This window comes from Branchiibius hedensis, from assembly GCF_900108585.1.
Classification (GTDB): Bacteria; Actinomycetota; Actinomycetes; order Actinomycetales; family Dermatophilaceae; genus Branchiibius; species Branchiibius hedensis.
Genome location: NZ_UESZ01000001.1, coordinates 3,750,912 through 3,772,439 on the forward strand (window position 1 = coordinate 3,750,912; position 21,528 = coordinate 3,772,439).

General features: G+C 68.3%; 25 protein-coding genes. 16 read left to right on the plus strand and 9 right to left on the minus strand.

Going from position 1 to position 21,528, the window contains the following annotated elements; genetic code table 11:
• Window positions 1–77: 77 nt before the first annotated feature.
• Window positions 78–734: an NUDIX hydrolase gene (locus tag DR843_RS18315; protein WP_109688159.1), complete on the plus strand. Its 657-nt coding sequence runs from the start codon at window positions 78–80 to the stop codon at window positions 732–734.
• 10 nt (window positions 735–744) lie between these two features.
• Here the strand turns inward: DR843_RS18315 and DR843_RS18320 are convergent, their stop codons facing one another.
• The 3 genes from DR843_RS18320 to DR843_RS18330 all read right to left on the minus strand — a co-directional run bounded on the left by DR843_RS18320 (window position 745) and on the right by DR843_RS18330 (window position 3,163).
• Window positions 745–1,143: a phage holin family protein gene (locus DR843_RS18320; RefSeq protein WP_109688161.1), complete on the minus strand. Its 399-nt coding sequence runs from the start codon at window positions 1,141–1,143 to the stop codon at window positions 745–747.
• 117 nt (window positions 1,144–1,260) lie between these two features.
• Entirely contained in the window at window positions 1,261–2,475 is a 1,215-nt protein-coding gene (nhaA, locus tag DR843_RS18325) for a Na+/H+ antiporter NhaA (protein ID WP_109688163.1), read from the minus strand.
• Complete coding sequence (locus tag DR843_RS18330; RefSeq protein ID WP_109689181.1) at window positions 2,465–3,163, minus strand: TetR/AcrR family transcriptional regulator; 699 nt, start codon at window positions 3,161–3,163, stop codon at window positions 2,465–2,467. The genes nhaA and DR843_RS18330 overlap by 11 nt, the downstream gene beginning before the upstream one ends.
• A 125-nt stretch (window positions 3,164–3,288) precedes the next feature.
• On the opposite strand from DR843_RS18330, the gene DR843_RS18335 reads away from it, so the two are divergent.
• Window positions 3,289–3,747, plus strand: a complete 459-nt coding sequence (locus DR843_RS18335; protein WP_109688165.1) for a nitroreductase/quinone reductase family protein — start codon at window positions 3,289–3,291, stop codon at window positions 3,745–3,747.
• On the opposite strand, the gene acs is transcribed toward DR843_RS18335, so the two are convergent.
• Window positions 3,719–5,743 (minus strand): acetate--CoA ligase, encoded by a 2,025-nt coding sequence (gene acs, locus DR843_RS18340; RefSeq protein WP_109688167.1) that lies wholly within the window; start codon window positions 5,741–5,743, stop codon window positions 3,719–3,721. The two genes, DR843_RS18335 and acs, sit on opposite strands and share 29 nt — an antisense overlap.
• 52 nt (window positions 5,744–5,795) lie before the next feature.
• Between acs and DR843_RS18345 the strand changes: the two genes are divergently transcribed.
• Window positions 5,796–6,446 carry a hypothetical protein gene (locus DR843_RS18345; RefSeq protein ID WP_146202627.1) on the plus strand — a complete coding sequence of 217 codons (651 nt, stop codon included), beginning with the start codon at window positions 5,796–5,798 and terminating at the stop codon, window positions 6,444–6,446.
• Here the strand turns inward: DR843_RS18345 and DR843_RS18350 are convergent.
• Window positions 6,439–7,260 carry a Fic family protein gene (locus DR843_RS18350; protein ID WP_109688171.1) on the minus strand — a complete coding sequence of 274 codons (822 nt, stop codon included), beginning with the start codon at window positions 7,258–7,260 and terminating at the stop codon, window positions 6,439–6,441. The genes DR843_RS18345 and DR843_RS18350 overlap by 8 nt on opposite strands.
• 361 nt (window positions 7,261–7,621) lie before the next feature.
• On the opposite strand from DR843_RS18350, the gene DR843_RS18355 reads away from it, so the two are divergent.
• The 7 genes from DR843_RS18355 (at window position 7,622) to DR843_RS18385 (ending at window position 11,835) form a co-directional block, all read left to right on the plus strand.
• Window positions 7,622–8,353, plus strand: a complete 732-nt coding sequence (locus tag DR843_RS18355; RefSeq protein WP_109688173.1) for a CpaE-like family protein — start codon at window positions 7,622–7,624, stop codon at window positions 8,351–8,353.
• Window positions 8,350–9,495, plus strand: a complete 1,146-nt coding sequence (locus tag DR843_RS18360; RefSeq protein WP_245934195.1) for a TadA family conjugal transfer-associated ATPase — start codon at window positions 8,350–8,352, stop codon at window positions 9,493–9,495. The genes DR843_RS18355 and DR843_RS18360 overlap by 4 nt, the downstream gene beginning before the upstream one ends.
• Complete coding sequence (locus DR843_RS18365; RefSeq protein WP_109688175.1) at window positions 9,492–10,199, plus strand: type II secretion system F family protein; 708 nt, start codon at window positions 9,492–9,494, stop codon at window positions 10,197–10,199. Before DR843_RS18360 ends, DR843_RS18365 begins: the two co-directional genes overlap by 4 nt.
• Window positions 10,196–10,789: a type II secretion system F family protein gene (locus tag DR843_RS18370; protein WP_109688177.1), complete on the plus strand. Its 594-nt coding sequence runs from the start codon at window positions 10,196–10,198 to the stop codon at window positions 10,787–10,789. Before DR843_RS18365 ends, DR843_RS18370 begins: the two co-directional genes overlap by 4 nt.
• Before the next feature lie 142 nt (window positions 10,790–10,931).
• The gene (locus DR843_RS18375; RefSeq protein WP_425451574.1) at window positions 10,932–11,069 is read left to right on the plus strand and encodes a DUF4244 domain-containing protein; all 138 of its coding nucleotides are present in this window, start codon (window positions 10,932–10,934) and stop codon (window positions 11,067–11,069) included.
• 47 nt (window positions 11,070–11,116) lie between these two features.
• Window positions 11,117–11,446: a TadE family type IV pilus minor pilin gene (locus DR843_RS18380; RefSeq protein ID WP_109688180.1), complete on the plus strand. Its 330-nt coding sequence runs from the start codon at window positions 11,117–11,119 to the stop codon at window positions 11,444–11,446.
• The gene (locus tag DR843_RS18385) at window positions 11,443–11,835 is read left to right on the plus strand and encodes an Rv3654c family TadE-like protein (protein ID WP_109688182.1); all 393 of its coding nucleotides are present in this window, start codon (window positions 11,443–11,445) and stop codon (window positions 11,833–11,835) included. Before DR843_RS18380 ends, DR843_RS18385 begins: the two co-directional genes overlap by 4 nt.
• A 17-nt stretch (window positions 11,836–11,852) precedes the next feature.
• Here the strand turns inward: DR843_RS18385 and DR843_RS18390 are convergent, their stop codons facing one another.
• Genes DR843_RS18390 through DR843_RS18400 form a run of 3 tightly spaced genes read right to left on the minus strand, consistent with a single transcriptional unit; the run spans window position 11,853 to window position 15,011 of the window.
• Window positions 11,853–12,227, minus strand: coding sequence for an SHOCT domain-containing protein (locus tag DR843_RS18390; RefSeq protein ID WP_109688184.1), 375 nt, complete (start codon window positions 12,225–12,227; stop codon window positions 11,853–11,855).
• Between the two features lie 23 nt (window positions 12,228–12,250).
• Window positions 12,251–12,673, minus strand: coding sequence for a DUF6325 family protein (locus DR843_RS18395; RefSeq protein WP_109688186.1), 423 nt, complete (start codon window positions 12,671–12,673; stop codon window positions 12,251–12,253).
• A gap of 58 nt (window positions 12,674–12,731) precedes the next feature.
• Window positions 12,732–15,011, minus strand: a complete 2,280-nt coding sequence (locus DR843_RS18400; protein ID WP_109689184.1) for a DEAD/DEAH box helicase — start codon at window positions 15,009–15,011, stop codon at window positions 12,732–12,734.
• 154 nt (window positions 15,012–15,165) lie between these two features.
• On the opposite strand from DR843_RS18400, the gene DR843_RS18405 reads away from it, so the two are divergent.
• Together DR843_RS18405 and DR843_RS18410 are read left to right on the plus strand one after the other, a co-directional pair.
• A complete protein-coding gene (locus tag DR843_RS18405; RefSeq protein WP_172461508.1) occupies window positions 15,166–15,507 on the plus strand; it encodes an STAS domain-containing protein in 342 nt (113 codons plus the stop codon).
• Window positions 15,504–16,967: a DUF7059 domain-containing protein gene (locus DR843_RS18410; protein ID WP_342767193.1), complete on the plus strand. Its 1,464-nt coding sequence runs from the start codon at window positions 15,504–15,506 to the stop codon at window positions 16,965–16,967. Before DR843_RS18405 ends, DR843_RS18410 begins: the two co-directional genes overlap by 4 nt.
• Here DR843_RS18410 and DR843_RS18415 read toward each other — a convergent pair.
• Window positions 16,964–17,743, minus strand: coding sequence for a dioxygenase family protein (locus DR843_RS18415; protein ID WP_109688190.1), 780 nt, complete (start codon window positions 17,741–17,743; stop codon window positions 16,964–16,966). The genes DR843_RS18410 and DR843_RS18415 overlap by 4 nt on opposite strands.
• A 198-nt stretch (window positions 17,744–17,941) precedes the next feature.
• Between DR843_RS18415 and DR843_RS18420 the strand changes: the two genes are divergently transcribed.
• From DR843_RS18420 to DR843_RS18435, 4 genes are all read left to right on the plus strand, one after another.
• Window positions 17,942–18,145, plus strand: a complete 204-nt coding sequence (locus DR843_RS18420; protein WP_109688192.1) for a helix-turn-helix transcriptional regulator — start codon at window positions 17,942–17,944, stop codon at window positions 18,143–18,145.
• On the plus strand, window positions 18,142–18,567 hold the full coding sequence (locus DR843_RS18425; protein ID WP_109688194.1) for a hypothetical protein: 426 nt from the start codon (window positions 18,142–18,144) through the stop codon (window positions 18,565–18,567). The genes DR843_RS18420 and DR843_RS18425 overlap by 4 nt, the downstream gene beginning before the upstream one ends.
• A gap of 249 nt (window positions 18,568–18,816) precedes the next feature.
• Complete coding sequence (gene gad, locus DR843_RS18430; protein WP_177647433.1) at window positions 18,817–20,187, plus strand: glutamate decarboxylase; 1,371 nt, start codon at window positions 18,817–18,819, stop codon at window positions 20,185–20,187.
• A 3-nt stretch (window positions 20,188–20,190) separates the two neighbouring features.
• Window positions 20,191–21,516, plus strand: coding sequence for a ClC family H(+)/Cl(-) exchange transporter (locus DR843_RS18435; RefSeq protein WP_109688198.1), 1,326 nt, complete (start codon window positions 20,191–20,193; stop codon window positions 21,514–21,516).
• Window positions 21,517–21,528 lie beyond the last annotated feature (12 nt).

Sequence of the window (21,528 nt, forward strand, 5' to 3'; positions counted from 1 at the left end):
ACCGGGCGTCCATGACCGTTCGCCCGCGTGTCATCGCGCGTCGGCGCGTTTCCTACACTCGGCCCGGAGGCAAGACGATGACCGAACACCCAACTGCCGATGAGGCGATCCCCGGTTGGCTCAACCGCTTGGCCGCGACCGCTCATGAGGTGGGTACGCCGTGGCAGGAGCCGGTCAACGATCGCGCCCGCCGCTCGGCGGTGCTGATGCTCTTCGGCCCCGGCGAACGCGGCAGCGACATCGTGCTGACCCAGCGCTCCGACACCTTGCGCAATCATGCGGGACAAGTGGCGCTACCCGGCGGAACCATCGACCCGACGGACGCCGACGCAACGGCGGCGGCATTGCGGGAGGCACATGAAGAGGTCGGCCTCGAGCCGTCGACGGTGGACGTGCTGGCCAGCATTGATCCGATCCCGTTGAGTGTCACCGGTTTTGCCGTACAACCGGTGCTGTCCTGGTGGCGCTCGCCGCACCCGATCGGCGTACTCGATCCCGCAGAAGTGGCCCGGGTAGGACGGGTGGCCGTCGACGATCTGACCGACCCCGTCAACCGGTTCATGTCCGTGCACCCCACCCGAGGGTTCGCGGCACCGGCCTTCGAGGTCGACGGGTTCTACATCTGGGGTTTCACCGCGATCCTGCTGGACACGGTGCTCGACGCGGCCGGCCTGACCCGGCCCTGGGACCGGGAAGACCGTCGGATAGTCCCGGAGAGGTTCTGGACCCGCTAGACCCTGCTTGCTAGTTGTTGCTGGGTTTGGCCGCGACCTTCAGGTCGGCGACCGTTTCCTGCGCGTTGGCGATGGTCTTGACCGGTTTGCCCTGGATGCGCTTGAGATTCTTGATGCCGATCAACGCGGTGATGCCGGCGACGATGAACAAAACCAGCGCGATGATGAGGATGCTGAGCCAACTCGGCAGCCCGGCGGCGTGGATCCCGGACGCAGCAGCCGACAGCAGGAAACCCAAGCCGTAGAGCGCAGCACCGGCCGCGACGACCAGGAACACCGTGCCCTTGCCGCCCTTGGTGACGTCGGCCTTGATCTCCAGCTTGGCCAGGGCGATCTCGTTGTGGACGATCGAGGACAGGTCGGTGGTCACGTCGGACACCATCTGCCCGATCGAGCGCTGGTCGGCCATTCTCATCCTCCTGCAAAGACGTTGACTGTTGCTGCCGGGACCTCGGCAGTCCCCGGCTCGTGCTCACTGTATCGGGGGCGGCACCGCGAACGGCTCAGTCGGCGGTCCTTGGGCAGTTCACGGTGCGGCGCGTCGGCGGCTGCGCTGCCCGAGCACCAGGGCGGCCGAGCCGGCCGACAGGAGTGATCCGATCAGGATGGCGACCTTCACGTGGTCGTCCTCCTCGGTGCCCGGGCCGAATGCCAACTCGCCGATCAACAGCGACACCGTGAACCCGACGCCCGCCAGCAGACCCAGCCCGACGATGTCCAGCCAGTGGATGTCGTCGTCCAGTTCGGCCCTGGTGAAGCGGGCCATCGCGAAGGTGCTGAGGGTGATGCCGAGAACCTTGCCGAGAACCAGACCGACGATGACGCCGATTGTCACCGGGTCCCTCAGCGCTTCGGCGAGGCCGCCGCCGACGACGGTCACCCCGGCGGCGAAGAAGGCAAAGATCGGAACGCACAGGCCGGCCGAGATCGGCCGTATCCGGTGATCGATGGCGTGTACGCGTGAGGCCGGCAGCGACAGTCCCAGCAGTACGCCGGCAATCGTGGCGTGAACGCCGCTGGCGTGCATGCAGATCCACGCCGCGACGGCCAGCGGGATCAGCACCCACCACCACAGACGTCCTGAGTTGGCCAGGTAGGCGAACACCGCGATCAATGCAAGGCTGGCCGCCAACAGGCCGACGTTGATTCCGGCGGAGAAGAAGATGGCGATCACCACGATGGCGATGAGGTCGTCAACCACGGCCAGGGTCAGCAAGAAGGTGCGAAGGCCGTCCGGCAGAGCACTGCCCACCACCGCGAGGACGGCGAGCGCGAAGGCGATGTCGGTGGCGATGGGCACCGCCCAGCCCAGGGGTACGCCGTGCGGGGAGGCCCACTGGACGGCCAGATAGAGCAGAGCGGGCACGATCATGCCGCAGACAGCGGCCACGATCGGGACGGCCGCCTTGCTCGGATCGCGCAGCGACCCGTGGACGATCTCGTGTTTGAGTTCGAGGCCGACCACGAAGAAGAAGACGGCCAGCAGCCCGTCGGCCGCCCACGTCGCCAGGTCCAGATGGAGGTGCAGGGACGCCGGGCCGATCTGGGTGCTCGAGAGGCTTTCGTACGCCGACCGCCAGGGTGAGTTGGCCCAGATCAGGGCCGCTGCCGTTGCCACGAGCAGCAGCAGGCCACCGGTGGTCTCCTGGCGCAGCAGGTCGGTCAGGCGCAGATTCTCCTCCGGGTCGTCGCTGCGGGAGAACAACCGGCGCAGGACCCCGGGGCCGCTGTCAGTCGACATCGGGAAATCCCACGAGAAGGGCGGCGCCGCGGAAGGCGTAGGCAAGGGCGTCGTCAGCCGGATCGAAGGTATTGGCCAGTTGCCCGAAGAGTTCGAAGGAGATGGCGCCGTTGATCATGGCCCAGGCCATCACGCAGCGCAGGACCGCGTCGTCGGGGAGGTCGGTGACCAGGGCCTCTCGCACCAGCGCGGACTGATGGGACAGGCGCCGGGAGATGGGCATCGGGCGAAGCGGTGGGAGCAGTCCCTCACCGTGGTGCTGCTCGGTCGTCAAAGACACCAGAACGGAGGCGACCCGGACGCCTGGTTGCACGGTGTCGCGCGGCGCTTGGTAACCGGGCACCGGGGAACCGAAGATCAGCGCCCAGTCGTGCGGATGGTCACGCCCCCAATTGCGGGCGGCGTTCGCGGCGCGGATGAACCGGCGACCGGGCGCGCCGCGGCCAGCAGCCGCCTGCTCCACCTGCTCACCCAACTGGTTGTACGAGTCGATGATCAAGGCCGTCAGCAACTCGTCACGGGTGGCCACGTAGCGGTAGATCCCCGAAGAGACCATTCCCAGGTCACGAGCGATGGCCCGCACCGAGAGGTCTGCGGCGCCGCGCTCGGCCAGTTGCTCGCGACCGAGGGCCAGGATCTGCGCCATGGTCTCGGCTCGGGCCCTAGCAGCCCGCACTCCCTGCGTCATGGCAGCCATTGTCGCAAATTCGTGATCACTGGTCACAAATGTGAGCACTGCTCTTGAATTACGGCCGCACGCGGGTCATGCTGATGTAGAAATAGAGAGCGCTGCTCACAAAGCGAGAGGGAGCCATGGCAACGACGGTGATCGAACAGAACGGTGTCGAGCGGTTGTTCAACCGATTGATGAACTGGATGGCCAAACACGGCGTCGGCCCGATGGGTATGCAGCAGTTGATCGTTCGCGGTCGCGCCAGTGGCAAGGAGCGGACCGCGGCCGTGAACCCGCTACCCCTGGACGGTTCGCTCTACCTGGTGGCGGCCCGCGGGGAGACGCAGTGGGTGCGCAACGCACGGGTGGCCCGCACGGTGGTGCTGCGCAAGCGAAGCCGGCGATCGGCGTACGTCATCGAGCAGGTCCACGGCGACGAGGCGGTGCCGGTGCTGCGGGCGTATCTGAAGAAGTGGGGTTTCGAGGTGAAGTCGTTCTTCGATGGGGTCGGACCAGCTGCCTCGGCCGCCGACCTGGCGGCGGCGGCCGAGGTGCATCCGGTCTTCCGGCTCAGTCCTTGCCCGACAGGCCGCTCTTGATCAGATCCATCACCGAGGAGTCCGCCAGGGTCGTGACGTCACCGACCTCGCGATTCTCGGCGACATCGCGCAGCAGGCGGCGCATGATCTTGCCCGAGCGGGTCTTCGGCAGCTCGGCCACCACCATGATCTGACGGGGTTTGGCGATCGGGCCGATCTCCTTGGCGACGTGGTTGCGCAACTCGGTCACGAGGTCACCGCCCTCGCCGGGTTCGTCGGCTTCCTGCACCGCGTCGCCGCGCAGGATCACGAACGCGCAGACTGCCTGACCGGTGGTGTCGTCGGTCGCACCGACGACGGCTGCTTCGGCGACCTTCGGGTGTGACACGAGCGCCGACTCGATCTCCGTGGTCGACAACCGGTGCCCGGAGACGTTCATGACATCGTCCACCCGGCCGAGGACCCAGATGTTGCCGTCCTCGTCCTTCTTGGCACCGTCGCCGGCGAAGTAGATCCCGGGGAAACGCGCCCAGTAGGTGTCCTTGAACCGCTGCAGGTCTCCCCACACCCCGCGCAGCATGGCTGGCCACGGCTTGTCGACGATCAGGTAGCCACCGGATCCGTTGGGCACCGAATTGCCCGCGTCATCAACGACATCCACGCTGATTCCGGGTACGGCGATCTGGGCCGAACCGGGGCGCAACGAGGTGACACCGGGCAGCGCCGAGATCATGATCGCCCCGGTCTCGGTCTGCCACCAGGTGTCGACGATCGGGGCCTTCCCGGCGCCGATGACGTCGTGATACCAGATCCACGCCTCCGGGTTGATCGGCTCACCGACGGAGCCAAGCACCCGGATCGAGGACAGATCGAACTTCTCCGGGATCTCCTTGCCCCACTTCATGCAGGTGCGGATCGCCGTCGGAGCGGTGTAGAAGATCGACACCTTGAACTGCTCGATGATCTCCCACCAGCGGCCCTTGTGCGGGGTGTCGGGTGTGCCTTCATAGAGCACCTGGGTCGCGCCGTTGGCCAGCGGCCCGTAGACGATGTAGGAGTGGCCGGTCACCCAACCCACGTCGGCGGTGCACCAGTAGACGTCGGTCTCGGGGTGCACGTCGTGCACGACAGAGTTGGTGTAGGCCGCCTGGAGCAAGTAGCCACCGGTGGTGTGCAGGATGCCCTTGGGTTTGCCGGTCGTGCCGGAGGTGTAGAGCAGGAAGAGTGGGTGCTCGGAATCCACTGGCACGGGGGCACATTCGGGATCAGCGGCCTCCAGCGCGTCGTGCCACCAGATGTCCTTGTCGGTCCAGGCGACGTCCTGGCCGGTGCGGCGCACCACGAGCACGTGCTCGACCGGGCTGTCGCCGGTGACCGCTTCGTCGACCGCTGGTTTGAGGGCCGAGGGCTTGCCGCGCCGATAGCCACCGTCGGCGGTGATGACCACCTTGGCGTCGGCGTCGGAGATCCGCGAGCGCAACGCATCGGAGGAGAAGCCACCGAAGACCACCGAGTGCGGGGCGCCGATCCGGGCACACGCCAGCAGGGCGACGACGGCCTCGGGGATCATCGGCAGATAGACCGCGACGCGATCCCCGGTCTGGACGCCCAAGTCCTTGAGCGCGTTAGCCGCCTTCTGCACGTCAGCCAGCAACTCGGCGTACGTGATGGATCGGGTGTCGTCCTGCGGCTCACCTACGAAGTGCAGCGCGACCCGGTCACCGTTGCCGGCTTCGACGTGCCGGTCGACGCAGTTGTAGGCGGCGTTCAACTCGCCGCCGACGAACCACTTGGCGACGGGAGCCTCGGACCAATCGAGGACCTGTCCGAAGTCCTTGCTCCACGTCAGGCGGGTGCGGGCCTGCTGGGCCCAGAATCCGTCACGGTCGGCGTCGGCCTGCTCATAGAGATCCGCCGTACCGTTGGCCTGCGCGGCGAACGCGGGGTCCGGTGGGAAGCTGCGATCTTCGTGCAACAGGTTGGACAGGGTCTCTTCGCTCACGATGGCCTCTCCCTTGGGGCGTGCGTACGGTGACAGAGTTCCTATTGCACCCATTGTGCCGTTGCACACACGTTGCATGTGACCCGGGCAACAGTTGGAGGACTTCGTGGAGGATGGCGCGCGCACGCTGAGCGCTGCCGAGGTGGCCGCGCTCTCCTCGCGACAACGCCGCGAATTGCTGGCGCTGATCCACGTCACCAACGCCCGCGATCGCGGCGAGGAAGCGGGGCGGATGTCGCTGCAGGACGTGCTGTCCGCGGACGCTGCGACACTCAGCCGTCGGCGGCGCCGCGCGCTCGTCGTCACAGTGCTGGCAACTGTCCTGCTGATCCCGTGGACGTTCTACCTCGGTATCCGGTTGCCGGAGGTCCACCTGTCGCGTGGGTGGGACACGACGTGGGTCGGCTTCGACATCCTGCTGACGATCTTCCTCGGGCTGACCGCGTTCTTTGCGTGGCGGCGGCGGTTCCTGCTGGTCGTGAGTGCCAGCGGGGCGGGAGCGCTGTTGATCGCGGATGCGTGGTTCGACGTCACCACGGCAGGCCGGAAGGACCAGATGTGGTCGTTGCTGTCGGCGCTGCTGATCGAGTTGCCGCTAGCGGCCTTCCTGCTGACGATCAGCGTGATGTTCACGCTGCGGGTGGGCCGGGCGGTGCTGGCGCTGCGGCGCGCCGCGATCGAGGCGTTGCCGCCGGCCGACAGCGAATTGGGCGTCGTGGTGGACAGTCCCCTGCCGGCGGAAGAGGACGTCAGCTGAGCCGACCGGCGAGGACCGCGTCGCAGATCCGGCTGCCCTCTGCGGCGGCCGCCACGACCGCGTCCGCGCTGTGGATCAGCCACAGCCGCACTCCCTCGGTGCCCCCTTGTGCGTACGCCGTGAGGGCACCCAGGTAGTCGGCGCTGCCCTTGGCAGCGTACCCGGCTTCGATGACCGCGACCCCGGTGGGATCCAGGCCGCTGGTGCGCAGATAGCCACGGTGCGCGGCCCGGGCCACCAGGCCGTTGCCGCGGGTAAACGGCCGGGCCACAGCGATTTCCGCGTGCAAGAGGGCACCGCCAACCGGTGCCGGGATGTTGTCGGCGTCCAGCAGGGCGAGCACCGAGCGCAACCGGTCGAGCGCTTCTGCGGCGGGTGGGGCTGCGCCGAGGGTGGCGAACTCCTGGGAGGTCTCACCATCGGCACGCGGCCGACCGAGCTCGTCGGCGCTGGAGACCGGCTCCGCGGCGGCGATCTGAAGACGGACCAGGTCCTGCAGGAGCACGGCCCCGGTGCTGGCTTCGGTCGCCGCGGTGACCTGCACGGCGCCGCGCAGGGTCAACTCCCACGGATCCGGCTGCTGTGGCCAGTCCAAGGCCCCGCGCAACAGGTCGCGCACTGTTTTCTGGTCGACCTCGACCCCTTCCAGCAGCGCCGTCGCCCGAGCCCCGCGGACCCGGGACTCCGCGGCGGCTTCGGGGATCCGGCGGCGCAGCGCGGCGTGCCATCGCAACTGGGTGCACGCTTCCCGCGACCGGTCCGCAGCGTCGCGAACCCCCTCGAGGGACAACAGTGCGTCGAAGACCTCGGACATGCGCCGAACCCTACTTGGGGTCTGGCTGGGGGCCGCGGGTCGACGTACGTGCGCCGATCCCTTGTGCTGGGCGGGCGACGGGTGTAGACCAGAGGTGTACTTCCGCAACTGAATCGAGTACCCACGCGAGGCCAGTCCTTTGATGGACAGTTCGACCCCAGGACACGTCAGGGGCGACGGACACGAAAGAGCACGCCTGGTCGCTCGATGAGGTTACGGACGAGGGCGCCCCACAACGTGGGGCGCCCGCTTATGTCTCCGGTGAGTCCCAGCCTGTGGATGACGTACGCCGAGCCACCAGTTGTCCACACCGGCGCGGATCCGAGTGGATCGGTCCGTCCATTCGTCGTCGGATGGGGCCATGGACACCACCGCCCCACTTGCACCCTGTCTGGCTGTCGTTGGCGCCGGGGGATCCTGCGGCGCAAGCACATTGGCCACCGCCCTCACCGTCACAGCGGCGCGCGCGGGATGGTCGGCCGTTGCCGTGGATGCCGATCCGTGGGGTGGCGGATTGGACAACCTCTTCGATCTGGCCGCCGATCCGGGGGTGCGCTGGCCGGATCTGCTGGGTAGCGACGGGGCGTTGCCCGGGCAGCCGCTGCTGGACCGGTTGCCGAGCGCAGAGAGCGGGGCCCGGGTCGTCGCCTGCGATGGACCGGACCCGATACCGCCGGGTCGGTTGAGCGAGGTCGTCGCCGCCTGTCGGCGGGCCAGCGATCTGGTGGTGGTTGATCTACCCCGGGATCTCGTACTCGTCGGCGAGGCTCTGGCCGTCGCCACCGCGCTGATCGTGGTGACCGCACCCGACCGCCGGGTGCTGGTCGTCACCGAGCAACTGGTCGGCTACGCGCAGGCGGTCGAGCCGGACCTTCCGGTGGGTTTCGTGGTTCGGGACACCCGCGAGCACGTGGCGCAGCAGATCGCCCGGCTGAGCGATGTGCCGCTGCTCGGAGTGCTGCCCCACGACCGCAAACTCGATCAACGCCAGTCGAATCCGGCGGTGCCGGGCTCCAGCGCTCGCAGTGCTGTGTCGGCTCTTGCTGCGTCCCTCCTGCGGGATCTGATCGTCGAGCAGCGGTTGGCGTCGTGAGTACTCTCCGCGGCGGTCCCGCCGTCACGCTGTGGGAGCAGATCCGGGCCGGCCGGTCACCCGACGACGCAGGAGTCTCGCAAGTGGCCGAGGCCGATCGAGCCGTGCTCGGTGACGGGCATGTGGCCCGGCTTCGCGCGCAGTTGCACTCTGACGTCCTCGGCGCCGGACCACTGGAGGTGTTGCTCGCCGATCCGACGGTCACCGACGTGCTCGTGAACGGGCTCGATGGGGTCTGGGTCGACTGTGGCCGGGGCCTGGAACGCCGTGAGGTGACCTTCACCGACGCCGCCCAGGTGCGTCGGCTGGCGGTGCGACTGGCGACCCTCGCCAATCGTCGCTTGGACGAAAGCAGCCCCTTCGTGGACGGACTGCTGCCCGGTGGGATCCGGTTGCACGCCGTCCTGCCGCCCTTGGTGGAGTCCGCTGCGCATGTGTCGTTGCGGATCCCGCGAGACGACGGACTGGATCTGTCCGGACTGCAGGAGCGAGGCGCATTCGACGAGAACGGCCTGGGCGTTCTGTCCGAATTAGTCTCTGCGCGTGTTGCATTCGTTGTCAGCGGCGGCACCGGGTCCGGGAAGACGACTCTGTTGGGGGCACTGCTGCGCCAGGTCCCAGCCCATGAGCGGATCGTGATCGTCGAGGACGTGCGGGAGCTGCGGGTCGACCATCCGCACGTGGTGCGTTTGGAGGGTCGCAGCGCCAACGTCGAGGGCTCGGGCGAGATCGCGCTGCCGGTGCTCGTGCGCCAGTCGTTGCGGATGCGTCCGGACCGGTTAGTGGTCGGTGAGGTGCGCGGGGCCGAGGTCCGCGAGCTGCTGACCGCGTTGAACACCGGTCACGAGGGCGGCTGCGGCACGATCCACGCCAACACCAGTGCGGATGTCGTCGCTCGTTTCGAAGCCCTCGGCGCGTTGGCCGGGATGGCAGCGCCAGCAGTGCACTCCCAATTGGCCAGTGCGGTCAGCGTCGTGATCCACCTGCGCCGTGCTGGTGGTCGACGGGTGGTTCAGGAGATCGGGGTGCTGGCGCGCGCGGCGGGTCGGCTCCAGGTGCGCCCCGCGTTGGTGCGGGCCGGGGACAGGCTTGAACGGGCGGACGGTTGGGCACAGCTGCGCACGATCCTGGGAGCGTCATGAGTCTGCTCGTGGCGTTGCTCGTCGCGTTTGCCGTCATCGCCTGGCCGCGCCCGCTGATCCCGCTGCCCGTACGCCGACCGGCCGACCACCCGGCCCAGCGCCGGGTGCCGTCGTTCACCAGTGGGCGACGACGACAGGTCCTGCGTCGTGCGGCGATCATGCAACTCCTGGGTTCGCTGGCACCGGCGCTACGAGCCGGTGTTCCACCGGCGGTCGCCGTCGCGAATGTTGCACGACTCGTGGCAAATTCAGTGCCTGATGCGCCTTTCGGCCACTCGATGGAAGAACTGGCTGTCCGCGCAGAAGCTGGACTAGAACTCGGTCCGACCTTCCGGCAACTTGCGTCGGACTTCGATCTGCCGCAGGTGGAGGTCGTCGCGGCCGCCTGGTCACTGTCCGACGACCTGGGGTGCAGCTTGACGGATGCGGTGGCCACCGCGAAGGAGTTGTTGCAGGCCGAGGACGACCGCGAGAGCGCCCTGCGGCTCGCGACCGCGGGCCCGCGCGCCACCATGCACTTGCTGACCGGACTGCCCGTGGCAGGGGTCGGGATCGCCGCGCTCGCGGGGGTACCACCCACCCAGCTCTACACCGGTGTCGCCGGGCTCGCGGCCCTGCTGATCGGCGCCGTGTTGATACTGCTCGGCCGCTGGTGGTCGGGCCGGCTGGTGCAGCGCTGCGTCCGCACCGAGGCCCTGTCATGACGGCGATGTCGATCGGACTGCTGCTGCTGCTGGCCGTGTTGTGCTGGCCGCCGCGCCGTTGCGCGCCGGCCGCGCCACCGGGACTTGGTGGCTTGTGGCAGGACACCGCCTTTGTCGCATCGCCGCCCGCGCCGATGCCCCATCGGCCCCCGGAGACGTCGTTGAGTGTTGCCACCGCCATCGACCTGCTGGCGCTGGCGCTGACCTCGGGCAGTCCGTTGACCAACGCGCTCAGCGCCGTGGCCGATCAAAGCGCGCCGGTCGTGGCATCGCAGTTGCGGCAGGTGACGGCCGCGTTGCAGTGGGGTGTCGACGAAGCCAAAGCCTGGCAAGGTCTTCCGGCGGTGTGGCGACCGGCAGCTGACGCGTTGGCGCTGGCGGCTCGGGTGGGGATGCCCGCGGCGGGGCAGCTGCGGGAGGCCGCCGCCACGATCCGGCGCGACGAACGACAGGCGTTGCAGGAGCGGACGGCACGGCTCGGTGTCCTGATCGTGTTGCCGTTAGGCGGCTGCTTCCTACCGGCCTTCGCGGCGCTGACAGTCCTGCCGGTGGTGGCGGTAATTGCCCGCAGCGTGCTCGGAGGGACATAGGTCGACACTTCGTCGTAGTCCCGGATCACGCTGCGGCGTAGTGGTTTTGAGTGATCCGTTCGAGAAGGGGAATCGTATGAGATCGGCAATGACGGGCCTGCGACGGCGACTGCACCAGCTGAGCGCCAGCGCGGAGGCAGGGATGAGCACGGCGGAATACGCCGTCGGAACCCTCGCCGCGGTGACCTTTGCGACGGTGTTGATCGCGGTGATCAAGTCCGGAGCAGTGAAGGCGGGCCTGACCAGCATCATCCAAGCGGCGTTGAGCATCGCGTCGTGAGGCGGGGACGGCCGCGAGTTCTCCGAGCAAACATCGGTGAGGCCGGGATGGTTACTGCCGAGCTCGCGGCCGTCCTGCCTGCCGTCGTCTTCGTGTTGGCGATCGCCATCAACGCGGTGGCCATCGGTATCGATCAGATCAGGTGTGTCGACGCGGCCCGGATGGCGGCGCGCAGTGCCTCACGCGGTGACCCTCCCGCACGCGTCTCCGACATCGGACAGCGCGCGGCACCGGGTGGGGCAGCGGTGACGGTGCGGTCATTGGGTGGCGACGTGGAAGTGATCGTGTCGGCCGCACCGCCGGGGCCGTTCGGCTGGCTGACCGGTGGGCACCGATTGTCCGCGTCGGTGGTGGCGCCAGTAGAGGCCACTCCATGAGTGGACGCGAGCGCGGGGCGGCCACCGTGCTGGCCCTCGGCGTGATCGCGGTACTGATCCTGCTGCTGGGTGGTGCGCTGACGGTTGCCCGGGTGGTCCGGTCGGCAAGCCAGGCGGCGGCGGCTGCGGACCTGGCCGCGCTCGCAGGCGCTCGGGTTCTCCAGACCAACTCCGGATCTGCGGCGTGCGCCCGAGCAGGGCGGGTCGCGGTTGAGAACGGCGGTGTCCTGACCTCCTGCGTCGCGCAGGGTCCAGACCTCACCGTCGCGGTGGCGATCGTCTCAGGAGTGCCCGGTGTTGGTCCCGCGGTGGCCCGCGCCCGCGCTGGACCGGCAGGTCCGCTCACGACATCCGGGCCCGACCCGCCGCAGCAGGTCGGGCCCCGATAGGGAATCGCGCAGGAGTTTCAGCCAAGCAACTTGGCCTTCGCGGCGGTGAACTCCTCGTCGGTGAGCAGCCCGGCTTCCTTGAGCGCGCCCAGCTTCTGGATCTCAGCGACGATGTCGATACCACCGCCCGCTGAGGCGGCCGGGGCGGGCGCGGCAGGGGCCGGGGGTGCGACCGGAGCCTGGGCAGCGACGTGTGCAGCGACGGCTTGCTGGGCGGCAGCGTCGATCTCCGCCTGCCGCTGCGCGGCGGCGAGTTGCTGGGCGTTGGCAGCAGCCTGCTGGTTGGCGACCGCGCGCTGTTGCTGCTTGCTGGTCACGGCGTTGGCGGTGCCGGCCACCACGGCAGTGCGGGCCGCGAGTCCGATCAGGCCGGGTCGTCCGGATCGACGCATGGTTGGGTCCTTTCGTTCGAGGGTCAGACGGTGGCTTCGAGGTCGGCGACCTCGTTGACGACGGTCGCGGGGACGCGCTCATAACGCAGCACCTCGCCGCCACCGGAGTGGAGTTTGTAGGCCAGGTCGCGCATGTAGGTCTGCTCCAGCGCCACGATGACCGCAGACGATCCCGCGGGCAGGTCCTGCGCCATGTCCTGGATGTCCTCGTCGCCGGCCAGGCCGATGGTCTCCCCGTCCAGCGGGTCGAAGCCGAACCGTTCGGCGTGGTCGGCCACCTCGGTGACGGAGACGGAGCCGTCGAGTTCTTTGCGCAGGATCACCAGATCCAACAGGGTCACGACGCCGGTCTTGGTCACCTCGGCCAGGGCATCGAGCGCGTGGTCGTCGATCTCGTTCTCATAGCCGATCAGAAAGAGCTCGACCGGCCCATAGTTGTACGTCATTGTCATCCTCAGCTCGGTTCGCGTAACGACGAGCCTAGGCGCGGCGGAGGCACGTGGCTCAGCGATCCCCGAACTTCGCGTTTCTTCCCAGCACGACGTCGAGCACGATCACCGCGCCCGCCTTGTCCAGCGGTTCGTTGCCGTTACCGCACTTCGGGCTCTGCACACACGACGGACAGCCGCTCTCACACGCACAGCTGAGGATCGCCGTACGGGTAGCGGTCAACCAATCGGTGCCCAATTCGTAGGCGCGACGGGCGAATCCGGCTCCACCGGGATGACCGTCGTAGACCAGCACGGTCGGCAACTCGGTGTCGGGGTGCAGCACGGTGGACACCCCGCCGATGTCCCAGCGGTCGCACTGCGCGATCAGCGGCAGCATCCCGATCGAGGCGTGCTCGGCAGCGTGCAGCGAGCCCGGCAGGTCACCGAGGGTAAGGCCCGTGTCGAGCACCGGGTCCAGGGCCACGGTCCACCAGACCGCTTTGGTGGTCATCGACCGTTCCGGCAGGTCCAGGCCGTGCTCGCCCAGCACCTCACCCGAGGGCGAGCGCCGCAGGAAGGAGGTGACCCGCGAGCGCACCCGCACGGTCCCGAAACACAACTGCGCGCAGGGCAGGGACACCGACTCATCGACGGTGAGGACGTCGAACGCGCTGACCGACCGGGCCTGCGTCGACCAGCCGGGATCGCCGCGCACCACGTGAGCGCTGCCGTCGTCCAGGTCCAGCCGCGTGACGACATGCGATTCGCCCTGGTGCACGTAAACCGCACCCTCGTGGACCGCGCTGTGCGACCGGTCGTCATCGACCGTGCCCAGCACCCGGCCGGTGCGTGACTCCACGATCCGCACGGCCTGCTCACCGGTGCCGCGCAACCCGAACAGATCGCTGGGGCGGCCCTCGTCGGCCCAGAACCAGCCCTTCGGCCGGCGGCGCAGCAGGCGGCGCTCGACCAGGGAATCCAGCATCGCGGTCATCGAGGACCCGAAGTACTGCTCGTCGTCCACGGTCAGCGGCAACTCGGCGGCGGCCGCCATCAGGTGGGGCATCAGCACCTGCGGGTTGGCGGGATCGAGGACCGCGCGCTCGACCGGCGTGCCGAGCACGGCGTCGGGGTGGTGCAGTAGGTAGCGATCCAACGGATCGTCACCCGCCACGAAGAGCACCAGCGCGGCCGACCCACTGCGCCCGGCCCGTCCGGCCTGTTGCCAGAACGACGCGCGGGTGCCCGGCCAGCCGGCCATCACCACGGCGTCCAGGCCCGAGATGTCGACGCCGAGCTCGAGGGCGTTGGTCGCGGCCACCCCGATCAAGGAGCGTTCTCGCAGCCCACGCTCCAGCGCCCGCCGCTCCTCGGGCAGATAGCCACCGCGGTACGCCGCGACCTCCTGCGCATCCAGCGACAGCGAGCGGCGCACCATGTCCGCGACGACTTCGACTCCGGAGCGCGATCGGGCGAAGGTCACCGTCTGCACCTGCCGGGCGACCAGGGTGCGCATGATCCCCGCGGCCTCGGCGACTGCGCTGACAGCGCCCTCGCCTGACTCCCGCTCGCCTGGCTCCCAGAACGCGAAAGTCGCTGCCGCCCGAGCAGATCCGTCCTCGTCCACCGCCCGCACCGGTGCTCCGACCAGGTCCGAAGCGTGCCAGGCCGGATCGGCCATCGTGGCCGACGCCAACACGAACACCGGCTCCGCGCCGTAGCGGGCCGCGACCCGGCGCAACCGTCGCAACACGGAGGCCACGTGCGAGCCGAGTACTCCTTTGTAGACGTGGCATTCATCGATCACGACGTACCGCAGCCGCCGCAGGAACGGCGCCCATCGTTCGTGGCCTGGCAACAGCGTGTGGTGCAACAAGTCCGGGTTGGTGAGGATCACGTTGGCGTGCTCACGGATCCATCGGCGCTCGTCCAGAGGAGTGTCTCCGTCGAGGGCTGCAGCGCGCACGCCGGGGATCGCCCACGCCTCGATGTGGGCGAGTTGATCGGCGCCCAACGCCTTCGTCGGAGCCAGATAGATCGCGGTGGCGCCACGCCCGTTGACCGCCGATGACCCCTCATGGACGGCGCTCAACATCGGCAGCAGGTAGCCGAGGCTCTTGCCAGACGCCGTGCCGGTACTCACCGCGACGTTCTCTCCGGCGTGTGCCAACTGGGCCACCAACGCCTGGTGGGACCACAACTGCGCGATGCCTGACCCACGCACGGCGGCATCGACCGCTGGCGGCACCCAGGCCGGCCACTGCCCGTACCTCGGCTCACGCGCCGGGCGCTGCTCGACGTGCACGACCTTGCCGCCCGGGCAGGCTGCCGCCACCGCAGACAGCAGCGCCATGGGGTCGGTCACCCGGCCACGTTAGCCCCGACCGGTGACAGCGGCAGGGACCCACTTGCGGGGAACCGCCGGACGGGCGGGGAGTGGAATGCGAGAATTGCGGTGGGGGCCGGTCCGCGATCGCGGACCGCAGCAAAACGTTGAGGGAGTAAATGTGGAGATCTCGGTGACCAGCGAGGGGGGACCGGGCGTGACGGTGATCTCGTTGGTCGGAGAGGCCGATGTGTCGACCGCCGCCCGCTTGCGCGAGGAATTGGTGCGGGCGGTCGGGGACGGTGGTCCGGCGTACGTCGTGGATCTGAGCCGGGTGCCGTTCCTGGACTCCACCGCGCTCGGGGTGCTCGTCGGTCGGCTGAAGGCCGTGCGCTCCGCTGGTGGCGATCTGGTGTTGGTGACCGATGACCAGCGGTTGCTGCGCAACTTCGCGATCACCGGCCTGGACAAGGTGTTCCAGATCTTCCCGACGATCAGCGAAGCGACCGCCGCGCTGTCGTGAGCGACCTCGCCGCGCTCGCCGCAGACCTGCGTGCGTTGCCCTACACCGTGGACGCGGTGCAGGATTGTCTGGGCGAGGCGGCATCGGCGGCCCTGATGCGCGAGCAGCCGGTCGCGGCGGATCTAGCAACGCGCGAGCGGGGCGGGATCGCTGCATTGGTAAGGCTGTTCACCCTGGGCCTGCCCGTGCCGCGGGCGCTGGTGGATGCGGCCCTGCCTGTGTGTCAGGCCCATGGATTGGTCACGCTGGGGCTGGCGACCGTTGACGACGGCGCGGTCAATGCGTTGGTCGACCTGCGCCCGTACGGCGATGAGAGCCACGACTGGTTCGTCGCCTCCGATCTGGCCGAGTTGGCGACCCGTGCCCCGCTGCGGACCGACCACGTGCTCGGCATCGGTGGTGCATCGACGACCCTGGCGTCGTGGACGCCGCGGCGACCGGTGCAGCGGGCGTTGGATCTCGGGACCGGCTGCGGGGTGCAGGCGCTGCATCTGTCGACCCACGCCTCGCAGATCGTGGCGACGGACCTGTCGTCGCGGGCCCTGTGGTTCGCAGCTCTCAACGCAGCGTTGAACGACCAGTCCTGGGAGTTGCGACGCGGTTCGTTGCTGGAACCTGTTGCAGGACAAGAGTTTGACCTGATCGTCAGCAACCCACCGTTCGTGATCACCCCGCGCCGGCCCGACGTGCCGGAGTACGAGTATCGCGACGGTGGCATGGTCGGCGACTCGTTGGTGCGCACGTTGATCCAGTCGCTGCCGGCCTTTCTGGCCCCCGGTGGCGTGGCACAACTGTTGGCCAACTGGGAGGTGCCGGCGGGCGCGGACTGGCGGGACGTCGTACGTGCCTGGATCGAACCCACGGGACTGGACGCGTGGGTGATCCAGCGGGAGACCCAGGACCCGGCCCAGTACGCCGAGTTGTGGGCCCGCGACGGAGGCGCGGCTCCCGGGACCTCGGGTTACGAAAATCTCTACGCCGCATGGCTTTCCGACTTCGCATCCCGCGAGGTCGATCACATCGGGTTCGGGATCGTGACGCTGCAGAAGCCGGCCTCGGCGCGAGCACCGTTCGTTGATCTCGTCGCCGTTGACGGCCCGGTCGCTTCTCCGATGGGGCCTTCGATCGATGCAGGTCTGGCGGCGCGGACCTGGCTGGCGTCCGCCAGCGATGACGACGTGCTCGCGATCGCCTGGCAGCTTGCGCCGGACGTCACCGAGGAGCGTTTCGGCCGACCGGGCGCGGACGACCCGTCGGTGATCCGGTTGCGGCAAGGTGGTGGGCTGGGGCTGAGCGTGCCGATGGACACGGCCCTCGCGGCGTACGTCTCGGTGGCCGACGGTTCACTGCCCGCGGGAGTCGCTCTGGACGCGATCGCCCAACTGCTGGAAGTGGATTCGCTTGCCTCGCTGCTGCCGGCGATCCGGTCGCTGATCGCGGACGGCTTCCTGGTCCGTTAGGCGGCGGTCAGTTGCCAGGAGCGTTTGCTCAGGCCGAACCAGAACCCGTCGATGACGCTGCGGACCTCAGCCGGATCCTTCGACGCGGCGCCGAGAGCGACGTAAAGCGGCGCCCAGTGCTCGGTGCGCGGGTGCGCTTCGTGGGCCGCGGGAGCCTTGGCCAGGAAGTCCATCAGCGTGTCGACATCACCCTTGGCCATGGTCTCAGCGGCCCAGTGGTCGAATTCGCTACTGGCAGTGGGCGGTGCGTAGTCGGGCGTGACGCGCGGGTTGAACCAGCGCAGGTTGTGGGTGGTGAAGCCAGAACCAACGATCAGCGTGCCCTCATCGCGAAGGGGTGCGAGTTGCTGACCGAGCCGGTAGAGGGCCTGCGGGTCCAGCGTCGGCATCGACATCTGCAGCACCGGGATGTCCGCCTCGGGGAACATCTCCTTCAGCGGCACGTACGCACCGTGGTCGAGACCGCGTGCTTCGTCCCGATGCACCTGGGTGCCAACCAGTTTGGTGACGGAGTCCGCCAGCGCTGGGGCGCTCGGGGCGTCGTACGTCACCTCGTAGTAGCGCTGCGGGAAACCCCAGAAGTCGTAAACCAGCGGCGCGCCGGTGGTGGAGGACAGCGCGACGGGTGCCTCTTCCCAGTGGGCCGACACGATCAAGATCTGCTCCGGCTTCGGCAGGTCCTTGCCCCAGGCCTTGAGCTCGCTGGTCCAGGTGGCGTCGTCGGCCAGCGGCGGCGCTCCGTGGCTGAGGTAGAGGACAGGCTGCTGATCGGTCATGGCTCAAGGCTAGAACAAACTAGTTAAACATTCAACTAATGGCCCCGGCGATGATTTTGAGGACAACGACCGTTCTGAGGACCCTCCACGATCTTCGCGTCCTCAGTAACCTCGAGATCCTCAAAATCGTCGGAACCGCTTGCGGGCGGTGTCGGATATACCCGACACTGTGTCTGTTATGTCGGACAGGATGTCCTGATGGCGCGCAACATGCGGATGAAAGCCCTTCGCGCGTCGTACGGGATATCCCAGGCTGACCTGGCTGCGCGCGTGGGCGTCACCCGGCAGACGATCAACGCGGTCGAGTCGGGGGAGTACAACCCGACGATCGCCTTGTGCCGGGCGATCTGTCGCGCCTTGGGTACGACCCTCGATGACTTGTTCTGGGAGGAGGGCCAGTGAAGAAGGCGTACGACGAGCGGCAAATGGCCGTGCGGCATCGAGCAGGGGATCGAGCGCTCGTGTTCCTGAGCCTGCTCGTTCTTTTGAACGGCGCCTGGGTGCAGTGGCGTGGTCCATGGGCGACACCGCTCTCGCAGGCACTCCTTGTCGTCGCACTGGCCGGTGCTGTCTACGGTGTCGCGGTCGCGTGGAGCGATGCCTTCTTTGAGCCCGGCCGCGATCCTCGTACCTCGCTGGCAGTATGCGCCTTCCTCAGCATCCTGGGTCTCATTGGCTTCGTCATGTGGGGGACGAGTGAGAGCGGATGGTTGGGTGACCAGGCTGTGGTCTGGCTGGCTCAGTTGGTGCTGTACGTCCCCCTCGGACTGACGCTGGCCGCCCGCTGGATGCTCGATCGGCAACGCAAGGTCGGACAGGAATGAGGTACCACGGCAAGTGGGACGAACGTCAGCGCGGGGTCTGGAACCGAGCGTGGCGACGAACCTGCATCTTGATTAGACCGGCGCGCAGCGGCTGAATGATCCGTGCCCACAGTCGCGCAGGTCTTGGCGGTACGTTCTGGGGAGGGCCGCGAGAAACCGGCCGATCGACGTACCCGAAATCGACACCGACGAGGTAGACGGATGAGCACCGGACAGGACCCACAGAAGTTTCGCGGACGCGGCGTCGGGATGAGCGACAGCGTGACGGTCAACCCGGTCTTCGCGCGCCCGGGGGAGGCCACCGAATTGCCGGCGAACCGGATGCCGCAGGAGGAGTCGCTGCCCGAGACCGCCTATCAGATCGTGCACGACGAGGCGATGCTCGACGGCAACGCCCGTCTCAACCTGGCGACCTTCGTCGGGACCTGGATGGACGATCAGGCCAACCGGCTCTACGCCGAGGCCGCCGACAAAAACATGATCGACAAGGACGAATACCCGCAGACCGCGGCGATCGAGACCCGCTGCTGGACGATGCTCGCCGACCTGTGGAACGCGCCCGACCCGGAGAACGCGATCGGTACGTCGACCATCGGCTCCTCGGAAGCCTGCATGTTGGGCGGGTTGGCGCTCAAGCGCCGTTGGCAGCTCGCGCGGCGAGCGGCGGGTAAGCCGACCGACAAGCCGAACCTGGTGATGTCCTCGGCGGTGCAGGTGGTGTGGGAGAAGTTCTGCAACTACTGGGAGGTCGAGGCGCGGTACGTGCCGATCACCGAGGAGCACCAGCAGCTGGACGGGCACGACCTGGAGAAGTACGTCGATGAGAACACCATCGGCGTCGTCGCCATCATGGGCGTGACCTACACCGGGACCTACGAGCCGGTCGCTGACGTCGCCAAGAAACTCGACCAGATCCAGGCCGACACCGGCCTCGACATCCCGATCCACGTCGACGGGGCGTCCGGCGCCATGATCGCGCCGTTCTGCCAGCCGGACCTGGAGTGGGACTTCCGGCTGGAGCGGGTCGCCTCGATCAACACCTCGGGCCACAAGTACGGGCTGGTGTATCCCGGTCTGGGGTGGGTCGTGTGGCGGCACAAGGAGTTGCTGCCGCAGGAGTTGATCTTCTCGGTCAGCTACCTCGGTGGGAACATGCCCACCTTCGCCCTGAACTTCTCCCGACCCGGCGCGCAGGTGCTGCTGCAGTACTACATGTTCCTGCGGTTGGGCTTCGAGGGCTATCAGCGCGTCCAGCAGAACTCGCTGGACGTCGCGCAGTTCCTGGCCAAGGAGATCGCCGCCCTCGGCCCCTTCGAACTGTGGAACGACGGCTCGGACATTCCGGTCTTCGCATGGCGGCTGAAGAAGGGCCACACCACCAACTGGAGCCTTTACGACCTGTCCGACCGGTTGCGTGCGCGCGGCTGGCTGGTCCCGGCCTACCCGATGCCGGACGACCTCACCGATGTCGTCGTCCAGCGGATCGTGGTGCGCAACGGGCTGAGCCACGACCTGGCGGTCGCCCTGCTGAAGGATCTGCGCACCGCGGTGGAATTCCTGGACAGCCTCGATGGCCCGCTCCCGCACGCCACACAGGCCCACGTGCAGTTCCACCACTAACCGATGTCGGACGCCACGCCGGACGAGGAGGGGTCGAAGCGAAGCTTCGATCTGATCTTCCTCGGCGTCCTCGCGGCCATCGCCGGTGCCCTGACCGGATTCATCGGCGGGGCGTTCCGCTGGTGCCTCGAGCGAGCCGAGGTGCTGCGCGTCGATCTGGTCGAGTGGGTCCGCGACACGGGTTTCCCCGCGTGGCTGCTACCGATCGTGATCGCCGCCGCCGCGGCCGCAATCGCCCGGCTGCTGGTCAAATTCGTCCCCGTCGCTGCCGGCAGCGGCGTCCAGCACGTCGAAGCGGTCTGGCACGACGAGGCGCAGGTCGCGCCGTTGAAGCTGCTGCCGGTGAAGTTCATCGGCGGTGTGTTGTCCCTCGGCTCCGGGATGGTCCTCGGCCGGGAAGGGCCCACCGTCCAGATGGGCGCAACCGTCGGGGCAGAGACGGCGCGGCGCGCGCGGCTGCCGCGCAGCGACGTACGTTTGCTGCAAACCGCCCTGGCCGGTGCGGGACTGGCGGTCGCCTTCAACGCCCCGATCGGCGGCGCTCTGTTCGTCTTCGAGGAAGTCACCCGCACTGTCCGCACCCGCCTGGTCCTCACCACGTTGCTCAGTTGCGCTGTGGCCGTGGGCTGCTCGCGGATCATCCTGGGTGACCAACCTGATTTCAGTACGCCGCCGCTTGCGCCCCCGACCGTCGTCTCCCTGGTGATCTTCACCATCTTCGGGCTACTCACCGGGCTGCTCGGCGCGGCGTACAACAAGCTGGTGGTCGCGTTGCTGGGCGTCACCGACCGGATCCGCCGGGTCGATCCGGTGCTGCTCGCCGCGGGCATCGGCGCGCTGATCGGTGCCGCCCTGCTGGTCGATCCGCTCTCGGTGGGCGGCGGCGACACGCTGTCCCAAATGCTGCTCAGCGGCAGCTACTTCTCGGCGCCGGTCCTGCTCGGCTACCTGGTGTTCCGGTTCGTCGCGGGTCCCGTCTCCTACTCCGCCGGTACGCCGGGTGGCCTGTTCGCGCCGCTGCTGGCCCTGGGCGCGATCTGGGGTGTCCTCTTCCATCACGTGCTGTCCGATCTCGGCACCGTCATGGGCGGCGGGGTCGCGCAGAACTTCGCGATCGTGGGGATGGCGGCGCTGTTCGCCGGGATCGTGCGCGCGCCGTTCACGGGGTTGGTCCTGGTCGTGGAGATGACCGCGACGACCAGCCTGACCGTGCCGATGCTGGCGGCGACGGCGGCCGCGACCCTGGCGGCGAACCTGGTGCGCAGTGCGCCGATCTACGACACGCTGCGAGCTCGGTTGGTGCGGGACGCGGCTTCGCCGGGGACGTGAGCCACACCACGG